Origin of the sequence: Terrilactibacillus tamarindi, assembly GCF_009718825.1 — a bacterium.
Taxonomy (GTDB): Bacteria; Bacillota; Bacilli; order Bacillales; family Sporolactobacillaceae; genus Terrilactibacillus; species Terrilactibacillus tamarindi.
This window is the reverse complement of sequence record NZ_WNHB01000006.1, coordinates 122,031-138,117: the sequence shown is the minus strand read 5'-3', so window position 1 is coordinate 138,117 and position 16,087 is coordinate 122,031. Positions and strand designations below refer to the sequence as shown.

Below are 16,087 nucleotides of genomic sequence, written 5' to 3'. Positions count from 1 at the left end.
AACAAGTTAATTATGAAAGCATGTAGCAGAAAAATAGAACGCTATGTGTGCAAGAATAAAAGAAAGGAACAACTAAGGGACTGCTTAAGTTGGTCTTTTTTTGTTGGCTTAATCATGCTACCTATTTTTGAATCAGTCACCTAATCACTATAATACAGTGACACTAAATTTAATAAGGGGCCATGGCTACGCTAAAGTCATTTACATGCGATTTGAGCAAGATAAAAGAGAATTATGAGGGTGAAGTCGAGTTTGTAAATTAAAGAGAAAGAGGATAATAATAACGGAAGCCCCTGGGGAGGGGCTTCTATTGCTTTCTTAGAACATTTCTCTTTGCATGTATCGAGCTATTCTACAATGCTTAAACAATAGTAATAATACACATTATTTGAAACAGGTCATTTGGAAAACAGCCTACAATTGCTTAGTATTTCATCTGTACTAAGTAAAGTAGCTTCTCTTATCCCTATATTATTCTCTTTCATAAAGGATTGAACTGCTTGGTATCCTACCGCATAACCTGCAAATGGTGATAAGCCAACAGGTTGATAACCTTGTTCTTTTGCGATGGTATCACCAAACATATAACTGCTGACTTCAGCAAATCCTTTAATATCTAATGAATCCTTTATTACCTCGATTGAGTATTCTAAGTCCTCATTATCGAAAGAAGTAACCCAAGGTCCCAAAACGTCTTCTCCATAAAGTTCTTTTGCAAATGACTCTGCTAAACCCTCTATAATTAAGTAATCACCAACGGTAACGTTCCCATGGTCCCACTCAAAATAAGAAAATCGGATATTATGATGAAATTCATGTGCAATTACCGCAGGAAATCTTGGGATATTATAAGGATTAGGGTAAATAGACACTTGAATAAACCCTGGAATTCCTCCAAAACCGCAATAACCCTTTTGTAATTCCAACTTTTTTGGGTCAGCAATATATAAACCAAATTTCAACTCATTAGCATTAATATTCATATTATTCTCTTGAATAAAATTTAAACAATTACTTAAAGCATTATAAGCTGTTTGAAGGGTTTGATTTTCTTTTAAATTTTCTAACGCTATTTTTCCAGTTTCGGTTTCCATTACATTCAGATAACCAAGCATTTGTGTAGCCATTACTACATCATATCCATTAGGTTGCTTAGCAACTAAGGGGACACTAATTGTATTCCACATTTCTTCAAATTGTTTCATCATTGAGTAACGAAAGTAATTTTCTCTTTCTTCCTCTACCATAGAGAACAATTTGTCATATTGTTCTATTGTATTTTCAATTCTTAATTTCATTGTAACCACCTCTAATATTTTGATATTATCCCTAAGACATAGTAGCAACGCCCAAGAATTTAGATAAACCTTCACTTTTTTATTAGTATTTTATTCTCAATTGCTACTGTAAGGTATTACGCAACGTAAAGGTCAATAGGAATTTTTTTTACTTGAAATACACAAGTCTCTTAAACAGTCTCGATTCAAATGAAATGTAGGTAATCCAGCAAATTTTTAGAATTGATAAATAAGAAACTTTGGAAGAGAAGTATTATGGGTAAATGAATGAAATCGTGTCATATAATGACCTGAAATATTACAGTAAATTGGTCAGTTCAAAGAGAGGAGAAGAAAAAAACCAGAATTTATGGGCTGGTATAGAAAAGAAATGCTCATTAAGCTAAATGGGGAGCTGTATAGGATTACGTTAAAGCCATTTACAGGCGATTTGAGCAAGGTAAAAGAGAAATACGAGTGAAGTGTCGATTTATGTAAATGAAAGAGAAATAGGATAGTAACAGAGGCCCTGTGGAGGGCTTCTATTTCCTTTTTGTTGCATTATCAATGGCGTTTACCGAGCCTTTAACCATGCTTTTGTATCGGCTTGTGTACAGCTCCAACACCTTCAAAATAACTTCTTCTTTTGCTACATAAATGTCATAAGACTTGAGTTGTATAATTTCATCTATTTCCTGTTCTAACTCTTCTGAAAGAATTATCTCCACCTTTTTCATGCTCTGCATCCTTTCCCAATGTAAAATGATTACTCCTGCTGTGTAAAACTATTAGATTATAGATTGGAAGTGGGTATCCTATTACAAAGCCAATAGATTTTGAAAACAATCAACATTTAGGAAAGACGTTGGCAGAACTTATTTCCTTTGATTAAATGGATTTCACATCTTTTTTTTCAGCCATACTTGAATTAGGTAGAAGGCTTCTTTCACACGTTCTGTGTAATTGAAGGGATGATAATAAATGAAAATAGTAAAACGCATGTTGATATCAATAGTTATTATCGTTGCAATATTTATGGGTGGAAAATATGTGTTGGACTTATTATTTGGTAGTATGTGTAGAAATGAAATAATTCAAGGAGTTCCATCGCCAGATGGTGAAATAGTCGCTTATTTATTCAGTCGAGATTGCGGAGCGACTACGAGTGTATCATTCCAATTATCCATTATGGATGAAGGTGACGAACTACCGAATCAATCTGGAAATACGTTTGTGTCAGACGGTAAATTCACAATTGAGTGGGTAAATGAAAAAAATCTGCGGATAAATTATAAGGAGTCATCAAGAACCTTTGAAAAGGATACAAGAGTAAATGGCATTAAGGTAGAATATGTAGGTGAATAAGGCGTTAATCCACTAAGAAAAGGGTTTTTACTTTAAGGCTAAATTTGTAGAGATAATCCTGCAATAATATACTATAAGCCAGTAAAGTTTAGGATGTATAATTGCATGATAATACCTTGAAGGGAGTTTTCATCATGAATATTACATCTTTTTTAATATACTGTTTTATTGTTACGTTTACACCAGGACCTACTAATATCGTCATATTATCCACAGTGCATAATATGGGGACAAAAAAGGCAATGGAATATACGTATGGAGCAACGATTGCTTTTGGTTTATTACTTGTTATTTCTGCTATGTTGAATACGATGCTTATAACGATAATACCTAAAATTTTAATTGTTATGCAGATAATCGGAAGCGTTTATATGTTCTACCTCGCTTTTCAAATTTACAAATCGGATACATCAAAACCAACTGTAAACGAATCTGGCACTTTTATCTCAGGCTTTCTTATGCAGTTTTTAAATCCCAAGGTCGTACTATTTACAATGACTGTAATTCCCAGTTTTGTGATACCCTACTATACCGCAATTCCAGCTTTGACGATAAGTGTTATCGCTGTAACTGTAATTGGATTTTTAGCATTTATTACATGGGTCCTATTCGGTACAATCTTCAAAGAGCTTTTACAAAAACATGATAAGATTGTTAATGTATTAATGGCATTATTTTTAGCTTACTCTGGAATCATGATATGGTTGTAGGAAGCTAAATAAGAGGTGAATTTAATGGATAAATTTATCTATAAAAAGTCGGCAGGGATTACTGCATTATCAGCAAGTATTACTGATTTTTCATATAAAAAGCATTCTCACAAGGAGTATGCAATAGGTGTAACGTTGCGTGGTATTCAACATTACAACTTGGATGGGAGTTTACAATTATCATACCAAAATGGTGTTATGCTTTTTAATCCAGAACAGGCACATGATGGAATGGCACATGACGAAGCAGGACTTGATTATGTGATGCTATATATTGAGCCACAATTGCTTTTAGAGGCTACCCAGAAAAAGGATATAATACGTTTTTCAAACCCAATTGTGTATGATTATAGAATTCAAGAAAAAATATTAAATCTTTCTCATGCAATTCTAAGTGAAAAAGATGAGGCTTTGTGCAACGAATTATTCTTATCCCTAACAGATAGCCTTATTCAAACGAATCTTTCTACAGACAATAAGAAAGATGACATTCTTATTAGAAAAGCAAAGGATATTCTTCATGCCAACTTAGAAACTGTACTTAAACTTGAAGAGATATGTAAGGAGCTTAATTTATCAAAATTTCAGTTTATCCGATTATTCAAGGCTCATACTGGAATTTCACCATATCAATACTTTCTTAACTGCAAGGTAGAACGTGCAAAGCAATTAATAGAAAAAAATAGAGATATTTATACAGCAGTAGCAGAATGTGGTTTTGTTGATTTAACCCATTTAAATAAACACTTTAAAAGCGTATATGGAACAACAGCATTTGAATTTATGTCACATTTAAATTAAGGAGAAGGTGACATAGTAACCAATTATGACTTAAAGAGGGGATAAAGGAATTAAAATAAAGGGGGAATAAAATTGTCTTTAAGAGAAGGCGATATTATTAAATTTGAACGGACTTTCACAATAGAAGATGTTGAAGTGTTTAGGAAGATTTCAAAGGACGAAGCCTCCCATCATACTACGCCTGATGAACAGGGGAGACTTTTCGTACATGGGTTACTAACTGCTACATTACCAACAAAAATAGGAGGCGAACACAACGTACTCGCTCGTACTATGAGTTTGGAGTTTTTAAGACCCGTATTGACTGGTGATACCATAATTTGTGAAGTAGCCATTGACCAATTTGAAAAGCAGGGTAACAGAACATGCATCAAAGCCTCTTTCTTATGTAAAAATCAACACGAGAAAGATGTGCTGATAGGAGATTTTTCAGGAATAATCCTATAGAACCTTCTTATCCTGCGGTACGGATGTCTTCGCATTTTATCACTCGATTAATTAGGCGAAAGAAAGTTTTTATCATAAAAAGAAAGGTGTAGAGTAATCATGGAATTCGATACCAAAATTAAAATTGTTTTAAGGGATGACCTTGAAATGTGGCAAAAATTAAACGTTACAGCTTTCCTTATGAGTGGAATTGCGGGAACTCAAAATATTATTGGACAGCCCTATTTAGATAAGGATAATACTCAATATTTACCCATGTCACAGCAACCAATTATGATTCATTCTTCTACTGGTGAACGTATGAATGAGCTATTACAAAAGGCTCTAACAAAAGAAGTAGTTATTACGATATACACCGAAGAATTGTTTAATACCTATAATGATGAGGATAATCGTGCAATGGTTGGAAAATTCAAAACGCATGAACTAAATCTTGTTGGTATAGGAATACGTGGCAAGAAAAATCATGTAGATAAATTGCTAAAGGGTTTTGATTTGCATAAATAAAGGGGATTATCGGAAATTGTATGTGAATGAGTGTAGTAGCAAGTTATATGGAACATGCGAGTGCTTTTGGAAAGGTAAGTACACTGGCAAGTGAAGTAGCAAAGGGCAGTATGTTAGCAAATGAAGTTGTTAAAAGCGGTCTAATAGCAAGTGAAGTATCTAAAAGTAGTCTAATAAGCAGTTTTTACACAGAGCCATTGTGGTCAAAATTAGGCACGATTAACATTCCACGTCATGATTTTTCTGAATTGACCAGTGCGGTAGCTCGTTTAAGTAATCAGGGAATAGCTTTTTCAAGTGCTTACCAATTTGCTCCCTTATTTAACCATATATCTTCTGCAATCAATAGTTCTTTTGTGGAAAATCTAAGTGAATATATTCATGATACAGATGATGACGTAGAAGAAATAGAAGAACTAAATGAGGAAGATATTCAAGTGAAAATTAAGCGGCCATACTTTTTCGATAGGGCCCTTAAAATCAATATTATCGTTAATGTAACGGATGCCGAAGTTCAAAGTGGAAATTTAAATGAGGAAGAAGTAAGCACTTGGAAAAAGATTCTATTTCCAGTTCTGACGGTTCTTGGTCAACTATTTCTTGCTTGGGCAATGAGTGACACGCCACTACATGAAACAAATGTCTATAAGAGTGTTCGGAGCATCATCGATTACGTTGAAACATTGAATATAGATTTTGATGACCTGGAACAGCCCGATTCAGAAGCTCAATAATCAAAATTGAAGGTATTGGGGCTTTAGCTGTCTATTTCAATTTTGAAAATGAGACGGATGAAGCCTTAAGCCTTTCTAATTTATAAATCTCCTTGAATCAGCTTATTCTCTGAATGGGAATAGCATAATCATAATAACTACACCTTTTTTGTTTCTTAATCAATAAAACCCAACAGCACCACTTTATCTCCTTCCGAATAAAAATCGCTTATATCAATTTTGCTCCATTAATTAAGAAGTATATGGATATTATAGATAGAAAGAGCTTCACAATTGAATGAGTAAGATAAAACGGTATCTTCATTCCGCAAAGGAAAGTAAGAACTCATAATAAATATCAAGTTAATAATAAATTAGAAATTTATTGACTCGGTACAGAAGTTCTTTAAAGGGCTTCTTGTCTCTTATTCATTTTCTCCTCTTGTATATTTGGTTCTAAGCACATACTCTTTTCGTATTATTCGAGGCAGTTTATCATCATGTGGTTTACTTTTTATTCTTTCAACATTGGCTTTTCTCCTTGTTTTTTTGGACATTGATTGGCTTTGTTTTTTACAGATAGAACTCAACAAAATCGGATTAAATTCCTTTAACAAAATGAAAGAAGCCCCATAAGGAGCTTCTGCTAATATCTTATAGCATTTTTTCTTGTAATTATCGAATTCTTTTCTAACGAGGACCGAAAAATCTATCTCCATTTAAATGTATCATGTGGTCTGGATTATCTGCTACCCAAATCTCTGTTTCCCATGCAATTTGGTCAATAAATTTCTTGAATCCATTTTTAGCTGACATATCTAAGAATGTTGTAACATAAACAATTCCGCAATCACAATCATTTAACATAGCTTGGATTTCATTGATTCTCTTCATTGAAATGGGTCCTACAGAAGTGACAGCTTCAACAAAATACAGCCAATTCTTCTCTTCTACGTATAGAACCACATCAGGTAGCTTATCGTGGTCTGTAATGAGAACCCCCAATGATTGCAATTTCTCTCGATTTTTAATCAGGTCTTTCTTCTTTGTATCTCCTACATATAAGACTTCTGCACCTGGGGCAAAGCGTGGTGCAAACTCTTCGATAATGGCTTTTTGAAGCTGGTTATGTTTCCCTGGGCTGAAATGAAGCTCTTGACCATTTGCAACAACAGGAATCATCGCCATTTCCCGAACCTGTGTATATTGTTCAACAAGGGTTTCGTGGTTCTCTAACCATTCCCCTAACTTTTCTTCCCACTCTTCTGTACCGTATGCTTGAATCACTTCTAAGGTTTCATCGGCTAAACGATAGGAATACTTCGGGCTATTAGTAGCCCTTTCGTCATCGTCATCATTGGAAACAGCAATCGCACCGTCTACAAACTGATGGATAGATTCTTTTCTGATTGTTTCTCGGCTATTAGGCTTGTACACTTTATCATAATGTTGAGCCATGAAGTTCATCATATCTACAATTCGTAAGGAATTAATTGAAGCATCAACCCAACTATCCTCTTCTTTTACTCCTGCCAATGCTAATAATACATAGCCACTTCTATCGTTATATTGCTGTTTTGGCATACCTAATTGTTTTAATATGTCTTTTGCATCTTCCAGCTTTCCCATTTCTAAAACTCCCTTTTTATCCTACATTTCGTTCTTGCTTTGAGTTTTGGACTATAAACATCTCTTCAATAATCGTATCACAAGTTTCTGTTGTAATAGAGTTTGTTTCTAATAACCTTTTACCCATTCTTATTATATCGTCTAAGGAAGGGAGGGGAATCGCATTGAATTCCGTAGCGTTGACCTGTGTACTGCCATTCAAGATTCTATAGTAAATATCAATGTAGGAACTATTAAATAGAACAAATAATCCGTACATTTCCTCTTTTGTTATTTCTCCTTTTAGCTTCGTGATATAGTTCAAATGGTTTTCTACTCCGACTTTCTCATTTATAAATTCATCTGCGAAATAGAGGGAACATTGAACCCTTCTTCGCTCTTCTTTGCTTGTAAATCGCTTGACCAATAAATAATTTCTGCTTGGTAATAAGACACTTTTACTATCTTCTGTATCGACTATATATTGTGGATTCTTGGATACAGAAACAGGGAAAGTAATTCTGTTATTTTCAAAGTGATTCGCCCATAGAAGAGGAACGGTATTTTCTTCTGACTCTTCTTTTATCAGGTCTAAGGCTCGAAAATCTACAACAGGACCAGTTTTTAATTTATACCCCAACTCAATCAAGTTATAATCCCATGAGTTCACTATCGTAAGCAATTCTACTTCTTCTACTGATGAAGGAATTAACATAAATAAGTTTTCTGAACTCATATCTACAACAGTGCCATAAGGCACTTCATGGACAAAGCTCTCTCCAGTGTACATATCTTGACTGGCTGAAATAAGAATACTATCAGTTGCTTGTGTGGTTTTAACTGCTCTTAATATAATCGCTTCTTGGAGTACCTTGTCTCCGTCAAACACATCTAATCGTGAATGAAAAAGGTGAATGTTGGTCAATCGAACAGTATTCAAAAAATACTCTCTAAATTTACGAAAATAAAGACCGCTTGTAAAACTACGTGGAGTAATAAAAATCAATTCTCCGTTTGGCTTCAACAATTTTGCGGCCATTGCCATGAATAGAAAATAAATATTCGGTTGCCCATGAACGACACTATCCATTACAACTGATTCAGGTTCAGATTTGGCAATTTTCTTATAAGGGGGATTGCTAATAATTACATCGTATAGTTCGCCCTTTGACTTCTCTTCCCTATCATTCCAAAAGTCGTCATGACTTAGAATAAAATTCTCTTCAAAGACGGTATAGGAGACTATCTTTCCGTTTTGTTCCAATGTAGTACGAACCAATTCCATATTCTCTCTTAGGAGAGAAAGTACATTTTCATCGTTTTCGTATAAGTCGATGTGTACGTGTGTAATGGTGTCATGTTCCAAAAACCTTTCACATAATCCTGCTGTTAGAATTCCTGTTCCTGCCCCTGTATCTAAAATTCGGATAGTTGATTGATTGCATTCCATTAAACTTGCCATATAATTTGCAATGGAAGGTGGAGTAAAGAATTGCCCGATTTTTTTTCGGATGCTTTTTCCTACTCTTTTTCCATATTCAATAGTCGTATCGTAAATCTGATTAACTAACATAATTACACCTCAAAATAAATCATAATGTATCATCTATTCTAACACAGAAGAAAAACACGCAGTAATTAAAATATGTGTGTCCTGATTATACATAAAAAGGAGAATGGTGATGCTATCATTATTGTAATAAGTTAGTAAGACACTATAAAACCATTCGTCTATAGGCAATGATGAAATATGTAGGTAAATTTATATTATAGAAACAATAAATCAAAGAAGGAGGAATTTTGATATGAAATCATTTACTGAAAATGAAAAGAACCTGAGCAATATGGAGAACGGTGAAAAAGATAAAATAAATCGAATGAGAATCGAGCAAATGGCTTCTGCCTACAATCACCAAGAAAGAGTAGCACATGTTGATAAAACAGTTGTACAATTTAATGCTATGTTTGCAAGATTGAAAGCCTCCAAAAATGGTGAGAAGTAATGAAACAAGGAGATTCAAATAAATTAAAACCAAGAATAGTAGATAGTAAGATAAAGAAAGAGCAGTTTAGGAAACAGCAAAGGATTGATAGGCTAAAAGGTAAAATGGAAGCTGAAGGTGCAACTGGAAAAGAAATTAGAGATGCTGTTTTCATGTTAAAACAAAAAGAAGATAAAAAGATAGAAAGTGGGACTCAAACCCACTATATAAAACCTGGAAAAAAAGAAAAAGTCCTTTTGCGAGAAGGACTCTTACAAAATAAAAATTATGAAATTTTAACCACTACCAGTAGTATAACAGAGCATCCTATAAGTATTCCAGCAAGGATTTCCAAGCACAGAGAATTTATGGATTACATGCAAACAATAGATTTTCGCTTATATTTTAAAGGATTTCAGAAATGGAATATCAATGAAACAAGAGCATGTGTATTTATTGAAGGAAATCAAGCGTGGATTAAGCAGGATGGTAAAGGTGTTTACAGGTATTACTCTAAAGATGCAGTAAAGCATACCGTTCATGGATTGAATATCTTTGACTTGATTGAAATACGTGAAGGAGCTGAAATTGGCTCGATATATAGTATTAATAATGCCAGAAGAAGATTGGCTTCCGATTTAGGTATCGTTTATTCAGAGAGACAGTGGGAAATCTTGCGAGAGAAAAAGTATGAAAAAAATATGGATATCATTAAACGTGCAGATATTGAGATACAAAGAGATTTCCCGAATTTGTTTGGTTTCATCAAAAGTTATTTGCCCTTGCTGGAGCATCTCAACGATTGGGGAGTTAAGCATATCTTGGAAAAGGAGCACAGCTTTAAAGGTGAAAGTATCTTTTTTCAGTCCACCACGCATATGGAAAAGATGGTAGGTAAAGACCAAACGATATGTAGCCGAGCGGTCAATATGTTTGCAGTATTAGGATTAATAAAGAAGATTCGGGAAGAAAATGTACCAAGTAGCCTCTTGGGTGTTGCACAAGCAATAAGAGGAAAGAGAAACGAGTTTAAATTGGTCAATTTCTATACTGTTCCTGCTCTTAATCATCAAGTTCTATCGGAAGCAGAAGAACGTGTAAAGCGATTAAATGAAAATGGTATTACAAGTATGTTCCGTATTTCCAAGAAGAAAATTGAACAGTGCTTTGGTGAGGGATTTGCTAAAAAGGTATATGTAAATCCTACGTCTATTCGTGAACAATTATTAGAGAAATCCATAATTGAACATCTGTATTATGATGTTGAACCTGCTGATTGATTGGCAGGTTTTTTGTGTTGGAGGAAAGGGGAATCACTATACTTTTGGTGGAATTTTTAACTGACTGCATAAATAAAACTGCTATTATCGTTTTGAAGAAAATCTCAAAGGTTCTAAAAGAACTACATATTTTACTATAGACAAATATCAAGAAGATATTCAAAAGATTTTATGTCTATGTCATTTGACTTCTTTTCGCCTTTAAGGGCTACTATTCGTCTATTTTAACTTAATCTATGATGATTTAGTATAAGCAAAAGACAAAAGAAAACTTTTAATCAAAACAATTTTATAGGAAAAATCGACCAACTGCTCTATTTCATAGAGCTAAAATAGTTTTACCTCAACTGCTATATTGGCAACAGAGACTATCATAGGGGGATTAGCTCTTTAGAAACATATATTACCATTGAACCCTCAGATAGTTTTATTAGTTTGTTTAAATATTTTTGTAGCTCCTACTAATCCACGTATGTAGACATTTATCAGTGTCTTGTTGGATAACAGTCAAGATGGTTTATAAGTTACAGTTTTTGGTTATAATCTCTTGATTCTTAAGGTTTTGGCAACTACGTTAGATGATTTTGATTAAAGGAGTTCTTTTGTTACCAAAAGAACAATATGTAGCATGAATTGATTAACAAATAGCGGAATTCATTCCAACAAAATAGTAATTAAAACATATTTTTATGAGGGTCAGACCATATAGAACACTTATACTATCGTTTTCGCCTTGTATATTTCTTATAATTAACTTATCAGAAAAAGAATAATAGCAGTAATAATAATTGGGATTTATCATTTTAATGAAAGGAGCTGATGGACTATAGAACAAATTAAAATAGCCATCGACCAACTGGAAAGAACGCTATTTCTCCATTCATTACAACCACTGGAGATAGAAGAGCTGGAGCAAATGCAGGAGAAAGTAAAGGAGTTAAAGGAAGCCTTTTTAGAATTGTGTTTTGAAGACAATAGCGTTGTGGAACTGGAAGAAATCCGATTTAAGTTAGCGGAAATTAGTTACAGCACCATTATCGCTGTAAGAGAGCAGTTTCACCTGAATGTAACGGATGATGTTAGAAATCTTGAAAACTTATACAGAACAGCTTAAAAAACAAAAGGAGGAAGATAATAGTGACAAATAAAATGGATGAAATCAGATATAAAAATCCCAAGAAATTAAAGGTGCTTGAAAAATGTATGGAGTTAAACAAAATGATATATCAGCTTGTAAAGAATTTTCCAGCCGATGAAAGATATAATATAGTGTCGCAAATTAAACGCAGTTGTACCAGTATTGGGGCAAATATTACTGAAGGGAATAGCCAAATGTACAAAAATAGGGAATTTAGCTTCTATAGTATTAGTTTGGGTAGCTTAAATGAGACAATATATTGGCTGGATGTCTCTCTTCAGAATAATTTTCTCAGTATGCAAGAATACGAGAGAATTAATAAACTTATAGAAGAGATAATGAAAATGCTGATAACGATGATGAAAAAGCTACAAAGTGAATCGGCATAGGTATAGTATTATAGTTTCTTAAAAGTGATGACTGCAAGTTTCTTATTAGATTAATTGGTAAGACAATAGCTGATAAAAAAGTTATTGACATATAAAAAATATGGGTGTAAATTATCAGCATAGGCAACGTAAATTAATTTGTTGCTTTAAAAGAAATTTTGAAACTAATTCATACATTTATTTTTAAATGTATTATTATCTGACAACGGTAAGAGGCCGTATTTATTTATTGTATTTCATATAGGTTCTTTGGTTATATCCAGAAAGGTTTTTCCCCTATGGATATTCCCACCTATGTGTTCTTACAATGAATAAATATGGTCTTTTTTGCGTTCCTTGAAAAGTAGAAAGTGGAAACTCTTTTGAAATGTCACTGAAAAACTGAAACAAAACGGGTGGTTTTCCATAATTACCACCAATCAAGTTACGAGAGAATTTGGAAGGAATGAACTAAGAGGAATTAAGGATAGAAAAAGTGCTTTTAACCATAAGAAAACTCTTTGTCAATTGCCAAATAAGAAAATGAAGAAGTAAAGGAGAAATAACAGGTGAATAGTTTGCGAGAAATAAAGAATATGATTGATGATACTGTCAGGGATAGGAACTGGAGATATAACCACACAACACTCAATAGAAATTATAGTATTTGTAAATATTCAGGGTTAGTGTTGGTAAAAAACTGTGATTGTACTGGTTGTAATAATCGTAAACGATGGGAATATATCGTGGGTAATATAATCGGAGGTTTAAATCAAATAAGATTTGACTGGCACTTTGTCCCACAGTTTAAACATCATGAGCTAAGAAGTGGAAAAGGTAGAAATGATTTTCTAAGGTTTGACTTCTCAGGATTTAGAGGAATTAGCTTCTTTGAAAAGAACCCTGAATCACTTATGCAAAATTGTGCAATTGAGGTTAATGAAAAAAATCACTTCATTGAAGAGCAAGATAATCTGATATTCAAAATGAAGACATCTGATTTTTTAAAATGGGAATTTTGCTTAAAAAACAAAATTCCGCTCATCTACATAGATATACCATTATTTACAGATTCCCAAGAAATTAATAAGGAAACATTGGAGGATATATGTTCTTTCATTAAAAATAAATTAATTTTTGTTGAGCAATTTTCCAGAACCACTGATTTTAGTAATGTTTATTTGGAAACTATCGATGATTTTTTCATAGAGCATTTTACTAAGTTACCTGGAGATAAAATTGTATTAGATATGGATGATTTTAAGGAAAATAGTCATCTACAATTAGAGGAAACATGTAGTAATCTAACCGAGTATGTGAATAATGGCAACTTTGAGGATTATGTCAGAAACCACTATTTTAGTGGAATACAAAAAATCACTGGCTCTATTAGATGAAATGGATAAAAACAAGTTTAGTTTATTTGGATGGAAAGGAGAGAAAAAGGTATGAGAGTAAAATCGATATTTACTGGCACATTTAAAATAATTTTGGCATTTGATAATGGAGAGTATCGGCTCTTAGATATCAAGCAATTCTTACAAAATGATAATATGGGGAAGTTAGCAGAGATTCGTGATGAAATAGATATGTTCCGAACAGCATTTATTGATGAAAATTCTGGTACGGTCGCTTGAAAAAATGGTGTAGACTTTGACAATGAAATTTTATTTCAATCCAGTACCTACTTAGGCAAAGTTATAGGGCATGGAGCAGAAGGAACGATTGATAGTGTTGAAAGATATGAAGCGGAAAAGGGTTTACGAGATACTGAAGAATATAAAATGGGCTACTGGGAAGGGCATGAAAATGGCTTATTTCAAGCAATAAAAATTATTGTTGCTGGAGCAAATGATGAAGAGAGAAGGCGATTAGCGGTTAGTTTCATGAGCGATTTACCATTTCCGAAAATTATTGAACATTTTCAACTTAGTTTTACTCAAGCAAAAATTCTGGTACAACAAGTGGACTTTGCTGAATATGAGAAAGATGAATTTGATAGTTACATAGAAGGAGATGGTTTTTTTGACCTCGATGCCATGAAGAGAATGTATCAATATAGATTGAAACATGCAAAGAGAGATATCGAAGACACACCTCCCAAAGAAATAATAAGCAGTTCTAAGATTTTATCAATGGACCTGAAAAAGTTGTTGATTGAATATATAAAGGAACAGGGAGAAGGAAGTAAGGATAGAGGTAAAGGAGAGGGAGAATAATGGGGCAATATCTGCAAATGGGAATTTGTTATAGATTGGAAGTTGATAAAAAAAGATTGGATAAGTTAGAGGTTACATTAGAAGGATTGATAGATGAGTTAAATAAACACTTGGATATTACCTTGTACGAAATAAATGAAACTCATGAAGAAGTCATTTTTGAGATTAAAGAAACGGTAGCCTTAGAACAATTGCAGGAATTTATGCAATATCAATATTCGATGTATCCTCAAGAGCAATGGGACACAGATTGTTTTGAATCGGCTTCGGTAGTGATTGCTGAATTATCATCATTAAAAGAGTTAGTTGAACTGGCAGAAGAGGGGAGATTTCCTTGTTTTCAATCCAATATTATTACTGACGAAGTAAAGGTGTCAGCATGGGATTCGTTAAGAGTGGAATTCTCGATGTTGGTGTTCTTTATTGAGGGCAAAATATATATGGAGGGATATGGTGCATTCTTGAAATATATTGAAAATAACATAAGAGAGTCAAGTATGAAATGGAAAATTGCTGGAGCTTTTAAATGTTTTATTGATTGAGGTGTTGAGAATATATCTGGGTAAATGGTGGTGTTTATAATGTTTGATGATGATTTTGATATTGATGATGGTGTCTATGCTGTTCCATCACATTACAAAGTCAAAGTTCGGGCATTGCTGGAGTATTGTAAATCGAAAAATGTCGATGTAGAAGACTTAACGGAAGAGGAGATAAAGCAATTTGTAGTTTATAAGAAAAATCCCCTATTAGAAGATGATTAATCAGGGCTTAGTAATTCTCCTTCAGTTTCCATTATTTTAGATTATAGATATCTTCGCTAAATCTATAATAAAATACAACGACAAAAAAGGAGGCAGAGAAAGTGCTAAATATGTTACGGTCAGTCCATCGAATAAATAGTAATCTTGAAGATGATAAAAAGAGCATGAGAATATTGAAAAGCCATCGGAGAACAATATTTGCCCTTATCATTCTTATTATGGTAATAAATATTAGCGATTATATTACAAAAGAAATGACATTTTTGATGGGTCTGTTTTCTGGTGTGATTGGTGTGATGTGTATTGGAGGTCTGATTATCAATATAAAACTAAGTAAAAGGATTGGAATAAGAATTAAGAAGAACTTGGGTTAGGACAGTCTTAGAAGAACTGCGAGTTAATTATTGCAGTTCTTTTCTTTTTGCCTGTTATTTGAATAGATTTACTTTCATATTTATTGAGGTATGATGACTTAGGAAGGTGAGGGTCAGTTTAAAGAACAAGGGTCCTGTATAAATGAATCCAGATTTATAAAATATAACATATATAAATAGAAGAAACTCGGAATAAAGGGATTTGGTTTCTTATGGATTTGTATGTTGGAATTTTTCAATCAAATTATGCTTGAGTTTTGTTACCCCTTGAGATAAGATGATGACAAAAGAAAAACATCTAAGGGCGGGGGATAAGATTCAGCCCTTTCGACTTTTATAAAAAAATTAGAATAGCCAGTAGCCTTTCCAAAAAAAACCATTTGGATTGACTACTGGCTATTTTTTATACCCAATGACTATATTCAAGGGGGTGATACCGAAAAGGGCTATGCAACTAACTAATAAATTGACCAATTCATTAACATACGACTTAAAGAGCAACTGGACATTGATAGTCCAATATTTTTTCAGTTT

At 33.4% G+C, this 16,087-nt stretch carries 20 protein-coding genes; 16 read left to right on the top strand and 4 right to left on the bottom strand.

All coding sequences use genetic code 11. The features are described from left to right. Positions 1-398 precede the first annotated feature (398 nt). Positions 399-1,298, bottom strand: coding sequence for a DUF2268 domain-containing protein (locus GMB86_RS05530; protein ID WP_155217594.1), 900 nt, complete (start codon positions 1,296-1,298; stop codon positions 399-401). A gap of 521 nt (positions 1,299-1,819) precedes the next feature. Continuing rightward, positions 1,820-2,014 (bottom strand): hypothetical protein, encoded by a 195-nt coding sequence (locus GMB86_RS05525; protein ID WP_155217592.1) that lies wholly within the window; start codon positions 2,012-2,014, stop codon positions 1,820-1,822. 244 nt (positions 2,015-2,258) lie between these two features. On the opposite strand from GMB86_RS05525, the gene GMB86_RS05520 reads away from it, so the two are divergent. The 6 genes from GMB86_RS05520 to GMB86_RS05495 all read left to right on the top strand — a co-directional run bounded on the left by GMB86_RS05520 (position 2,259) and on the right by GMB86_RS05495 (position 5,841). Further along, positions 2,259-2,642 carry a DUF5412 family protein gene (locus GMB86_RS05520; RefSeq protein ID WP_155217590.1) on the top strand — a complete coding sequence of 128 codons (384 nt, stop codon included), beginning with the start codon at positions 2,259-2,261 and terminating at the stop codon, positions 2,640-2,642. A gap of 134 nt (positions 2,643-2,776) precedes the next feature. Beyond that, on the top strand, positions 2,777-3,352 hold the full coding sequence (locus GMB86_RS05515; protein WP_155217588.1) for a LysE family translocator: 576 nt from the start codon (positions 2,777-2,779) through the stop codon (positions 3,350-3,352). Between the two features lie 24 nt (positions 3,353-3,376). Continuing rightward, positions 3,377-4,153 carry an AraC family transcriptional regulator gene (locus GMB86_RS05510; protein ID WP_155217586.1) on the top strand — a complete coding sequence of 259 codons (777 nt, stop codon included), beginning with the start codon at positions 3,377-3,379 and terminating at the stop codon, positions 4,151-4,153. A gap of 72 nt (positions 4,154-4,225) precedes the next feature. Further along, a complete protein-coding gene (locus GMB86_RS05505) occupies positions 4,226-4,600 on the top strand; it encodes a hotdog family protein (RefSeq protein WP_155217584.1) in 375 nt (124 codons plus the stop codon). A gap of 99 nt (positions 4,601-4,699) precedes the next feature. Further along, a complete protein-coding gene (locus GMB86_RS05500) occupies positions 4,700-5,107 on the top strand; it encodes a DUF2000 domain-containing protein (protein ID WP_155217582.1) in 408 nt (135 codons plus the stop codon). A 26-nt stretch (positions 5,108-5,133) separates the two neighbouring features. Further along, positions 5,134-5,841, top strand: a complete 708-nt coding sequence (locus tag GMB86_RS05495; RefSeq protein WP_155217580.1) for a hypothetical protein — start codon at positions 5,134-5,136, stop codon at positions 5,839-5,841. Between the two features lie 669 nt (positions 5,842-6,510). Here GMB86_RS05495 and GMB86_RS05490 read toward each other — a convergent pair. Together GMB86_RS05490 and GMB86_RS05485 are read right to left on the bottom strand one after the other, a co-directional pair. Continuing rightward, positions 6,511-7,449 (bottom strand): BsuBI/PstI family type II restriction endonuclease, encoded by a 939-nt coding sequence (locus GMB86_RS05490; RefSeq protein ID WP_155217578.1) that lies wholly within the window; start codon positions 7,447-7,449, stop codon positions 6,511-6,513. A 16-nt stretch (positions 7,450-7,465) separates the two neighbouring features. Further along, a complete protein-coding gene (locus GMB86_RS05485) occupies positions 7,466-9,001 on the bottom strand; it encodes an Eco57I restriction-modification methylase domain-containing protein (RefSeq protein ID WP_155217576.1) in 1,536 nt (511 codons plus the stop codon). A 232-nt stretch (positions 9,002-9,233) separates the two neighbouring features. Between GMB86_RS05485 and GMB86_RS05480 the strand changes: the two genes are divergently transcribed. From GMB86_RS05480 to GMB86_RS05435, 10 genes are all read left to right on the top strand, one after another. After that, complete coding sequence (locus GMB86_RS05480) at positions 9,234-9,431, top strand: hypothetical protein (protein WP_155217574.1); 198 nt, start codon at positions 9,234-9,236, stop codon at positions 9,429-9,431. Then, positions 9,431-10,690, top strand: a complete 1,260-nt coding sequence (locus tag GMB86_RS05475) for a hypothetical protein (RefSeq protein WP_155217572.1) — start codon at positions 9,431-9,433, stop codon at positions 10,688-10,690. Before GMB86_RS05480 ends, GMB86_RS05475 begins: the two co-directional genes overlap by 1 nt. A 916-nt stretch (positions 10,691-11,606) precedes the next feature. Further along, on the top strand, positions 11,607-11,804 hold the full coding sequence (locus GMB86_RS05470) for a hypothetical protein (protein ID WP_155217570.1): 198 nt from the start codon (positions 11,607-11,609) through the stop codon (positions 11,802-11,804). A gap of 23 nt (positions 11,805-11,827) precedes the next feature. After that, positions 11,828-12,217: a four helix bundle protein gene (locus GMB86_RS05465; protein ID WP_155217568.1), complete on the top strand. Its 390-nt coding sequence runs from the start codon at positions 11,828-11,830 to the stop codon at positions 12,215-12,217. A gap of 548 nt (positions 12,218-12,765) precedes the next feature. Continuing rightward, the gene (locus GMB86_RS05460) at positions 12,766-13,593 is read left to right on the top strand and encodes a hypothetical protein (RefSeq protein WP_155217565.1); all 828 of its coding nucleotides are present in this window, start codon (positions 12,766-12,768) and stop codon (positions 13,591-13,593) included. Positions 13,594-13,644: 51 nt separating this feature from the next. Continuing rightward, on the top strand, positions 13,645-13,833 hold the full coding sequence (locus GMB86_RS05455; protein ID WP_196220130.1) for a DUF2442 domain-containing protein: 189 nt from the start codon (positions 13,645-13,647) through the stop codon (positions 13,831-13,833). Between the two features lie 147 nt (positions 13,834-13,980). Continuing rightward, entirely contained in the window at positions 13,981-14,415 is a 435-nt protein-coding gene (locus GMB86_RS05450) for a hypothetical protein (RefSeq protein ID WP_155217561.1), read from the top strand. After that, the gene (locus GMB86_RS05445; protein ID WP_155217560.1) at positions 14,415-14,957 is read left to right on the top strand and encodes a hypothetical protein; all 543 of its coding nucleotides are present in this window, start codon (positions 14,415-14,417) and stop codon (positions 14,955-14,957) included. The genes GMB86_RS05450 and GMB86_RS05445 overlap by 1 nt, the downstream gene beginning before the upstream one ends. A 39-nt stretch (positions 14,958-14,996) precedes the next feature. Further along, complete coding sequence (locus tag GMB86_RS05440) at positions 14,997-15,179, top strand: hypothetical protein (protein WP_052807041.1); 183 nt, start codon at positions 14,997-14,999, stop codon at positions 15,177-15,179. 101 nt (positions 15,180-15,280) lie between these two features. Further along, positions 15,281-15,553 carry a hypothetical protein gene (locus GMB86_RS05435; RefSeq protein ID WP_155217556.1) on the top strand — a complete coding sequence of 91 codons (273 nt, stop codon included), beginning with the start codon at positions 15,281-15,283 and terminating at the stop codon, positions 15,551-15,553. The last annotated feature ends 534 nt before the right edge of the window (positions 15,554-16,087 follow it).

Coding starts and splice junctions, on each gene's coding strand:
- GMB86_RS05530 (WP_155217594.1), bottom strand. CDS start 1,298: ATGAAATTAAGAATTGAAAATACAATAGAACAATATGACAAATTGTTC.
- GMB86_RS05525 (WP_155217592.1), bottom strand. CDS start 2,014: ATGAAAAAGGTGGAGATAATTCTTTCAGAAGAGTTAGAACAGGAAATA.
- GMB86_RS05520 (WP_155217590.1), top strand. CDS start 2,259: ATGAAAATAGTAAAACGCATGTTGATATCAATAGTTATTATCGTTGCA.
- GMB86_RS05515 (WP_155217588.1), top strand. CDS start 2,777: ATGAATATTACATCTTTTTTAATATACTGTTTTATTGTTACGTTTACA.
- GMB86_RS05510 (WP_155217586.1), top strand. CDS start 3,377: ATGGATAAATTTATCTATAAAAAGTCGGCAGGGATTACTGCATTATCA.
- GMB86_RS05500 (WP_155217582.1), top strand. CDS start 4,700: ATGGAATTCGATACCAAAATTAAAATTGTTTTAAGGGATGACCTTGAA.
- GMB86_RS05495 (WP_155217580.1), top strand. CDS start 5,134: ATGAGTGTAGTAGCAAGTTATATGGAACATGCGAGTGCTTTTGGAAAG.
- GMB86_RS05490 (WP_155217578.1), bottom strand. CDS start 7,449: ATGGGAAAGCTGGAAGATGCAAAAGACATATTAAAACAATTAGGTATG.
- GMB86_RS05485 (WP_155217576.1), bottom strand. CDS start 9,001: ATGTTAGTTAATCAGATTTACGATACGACTATTGAATATGGAAAAAGA.
- GMB86_RS05480 (WP_155217574.1), top strand. CDS start 9,234: ATGAAATCATTTACTGAAAATGAAAAGAACCTGAGCAATATGGAGAAC.
- GMB86_RS05475 (WP_155217572.1), top strand. CDS start 9,431: ATGAAACAAGGAGATTCAAATAAATTAAAACCAAGAATAGTAGATAGT.
- GMB86_RS05470 (WP_155217570.1), top strand. CDS start 11,607: ATGCAGGAGAAAGTAAAGGAGTTAAAGGAAGCCTTTTTAGAATTGTGT.
- GMB86_RS05455 (WP_196220130.1), top strand. CDS start 13,645: ATGAGAGTAAAATCGATATTTACTGGCACATTTAAAATAATTTTGGCA.
- GMB86_RS05450 (WP_155217561.1), top strand. CDS start 13,981: ATGGGCTACTGGGAAGGGCATGAAAATGGCTTATTTCAAGCAATAAAA.
- GMB86_RS05445 (WP_155217560.1), top strand. CDS start 14,415: ATGGGGCAATATCTGCAAATGGGAATTTGTTATAGATTGGAAGTTGAT.
- GMB86_RS05440 (WP_052807041.1), top strand. CDS start 14,997: ATGTTTGATGATGATTTTGATATTGATGATGGTGTCTATGCTGTTCCA.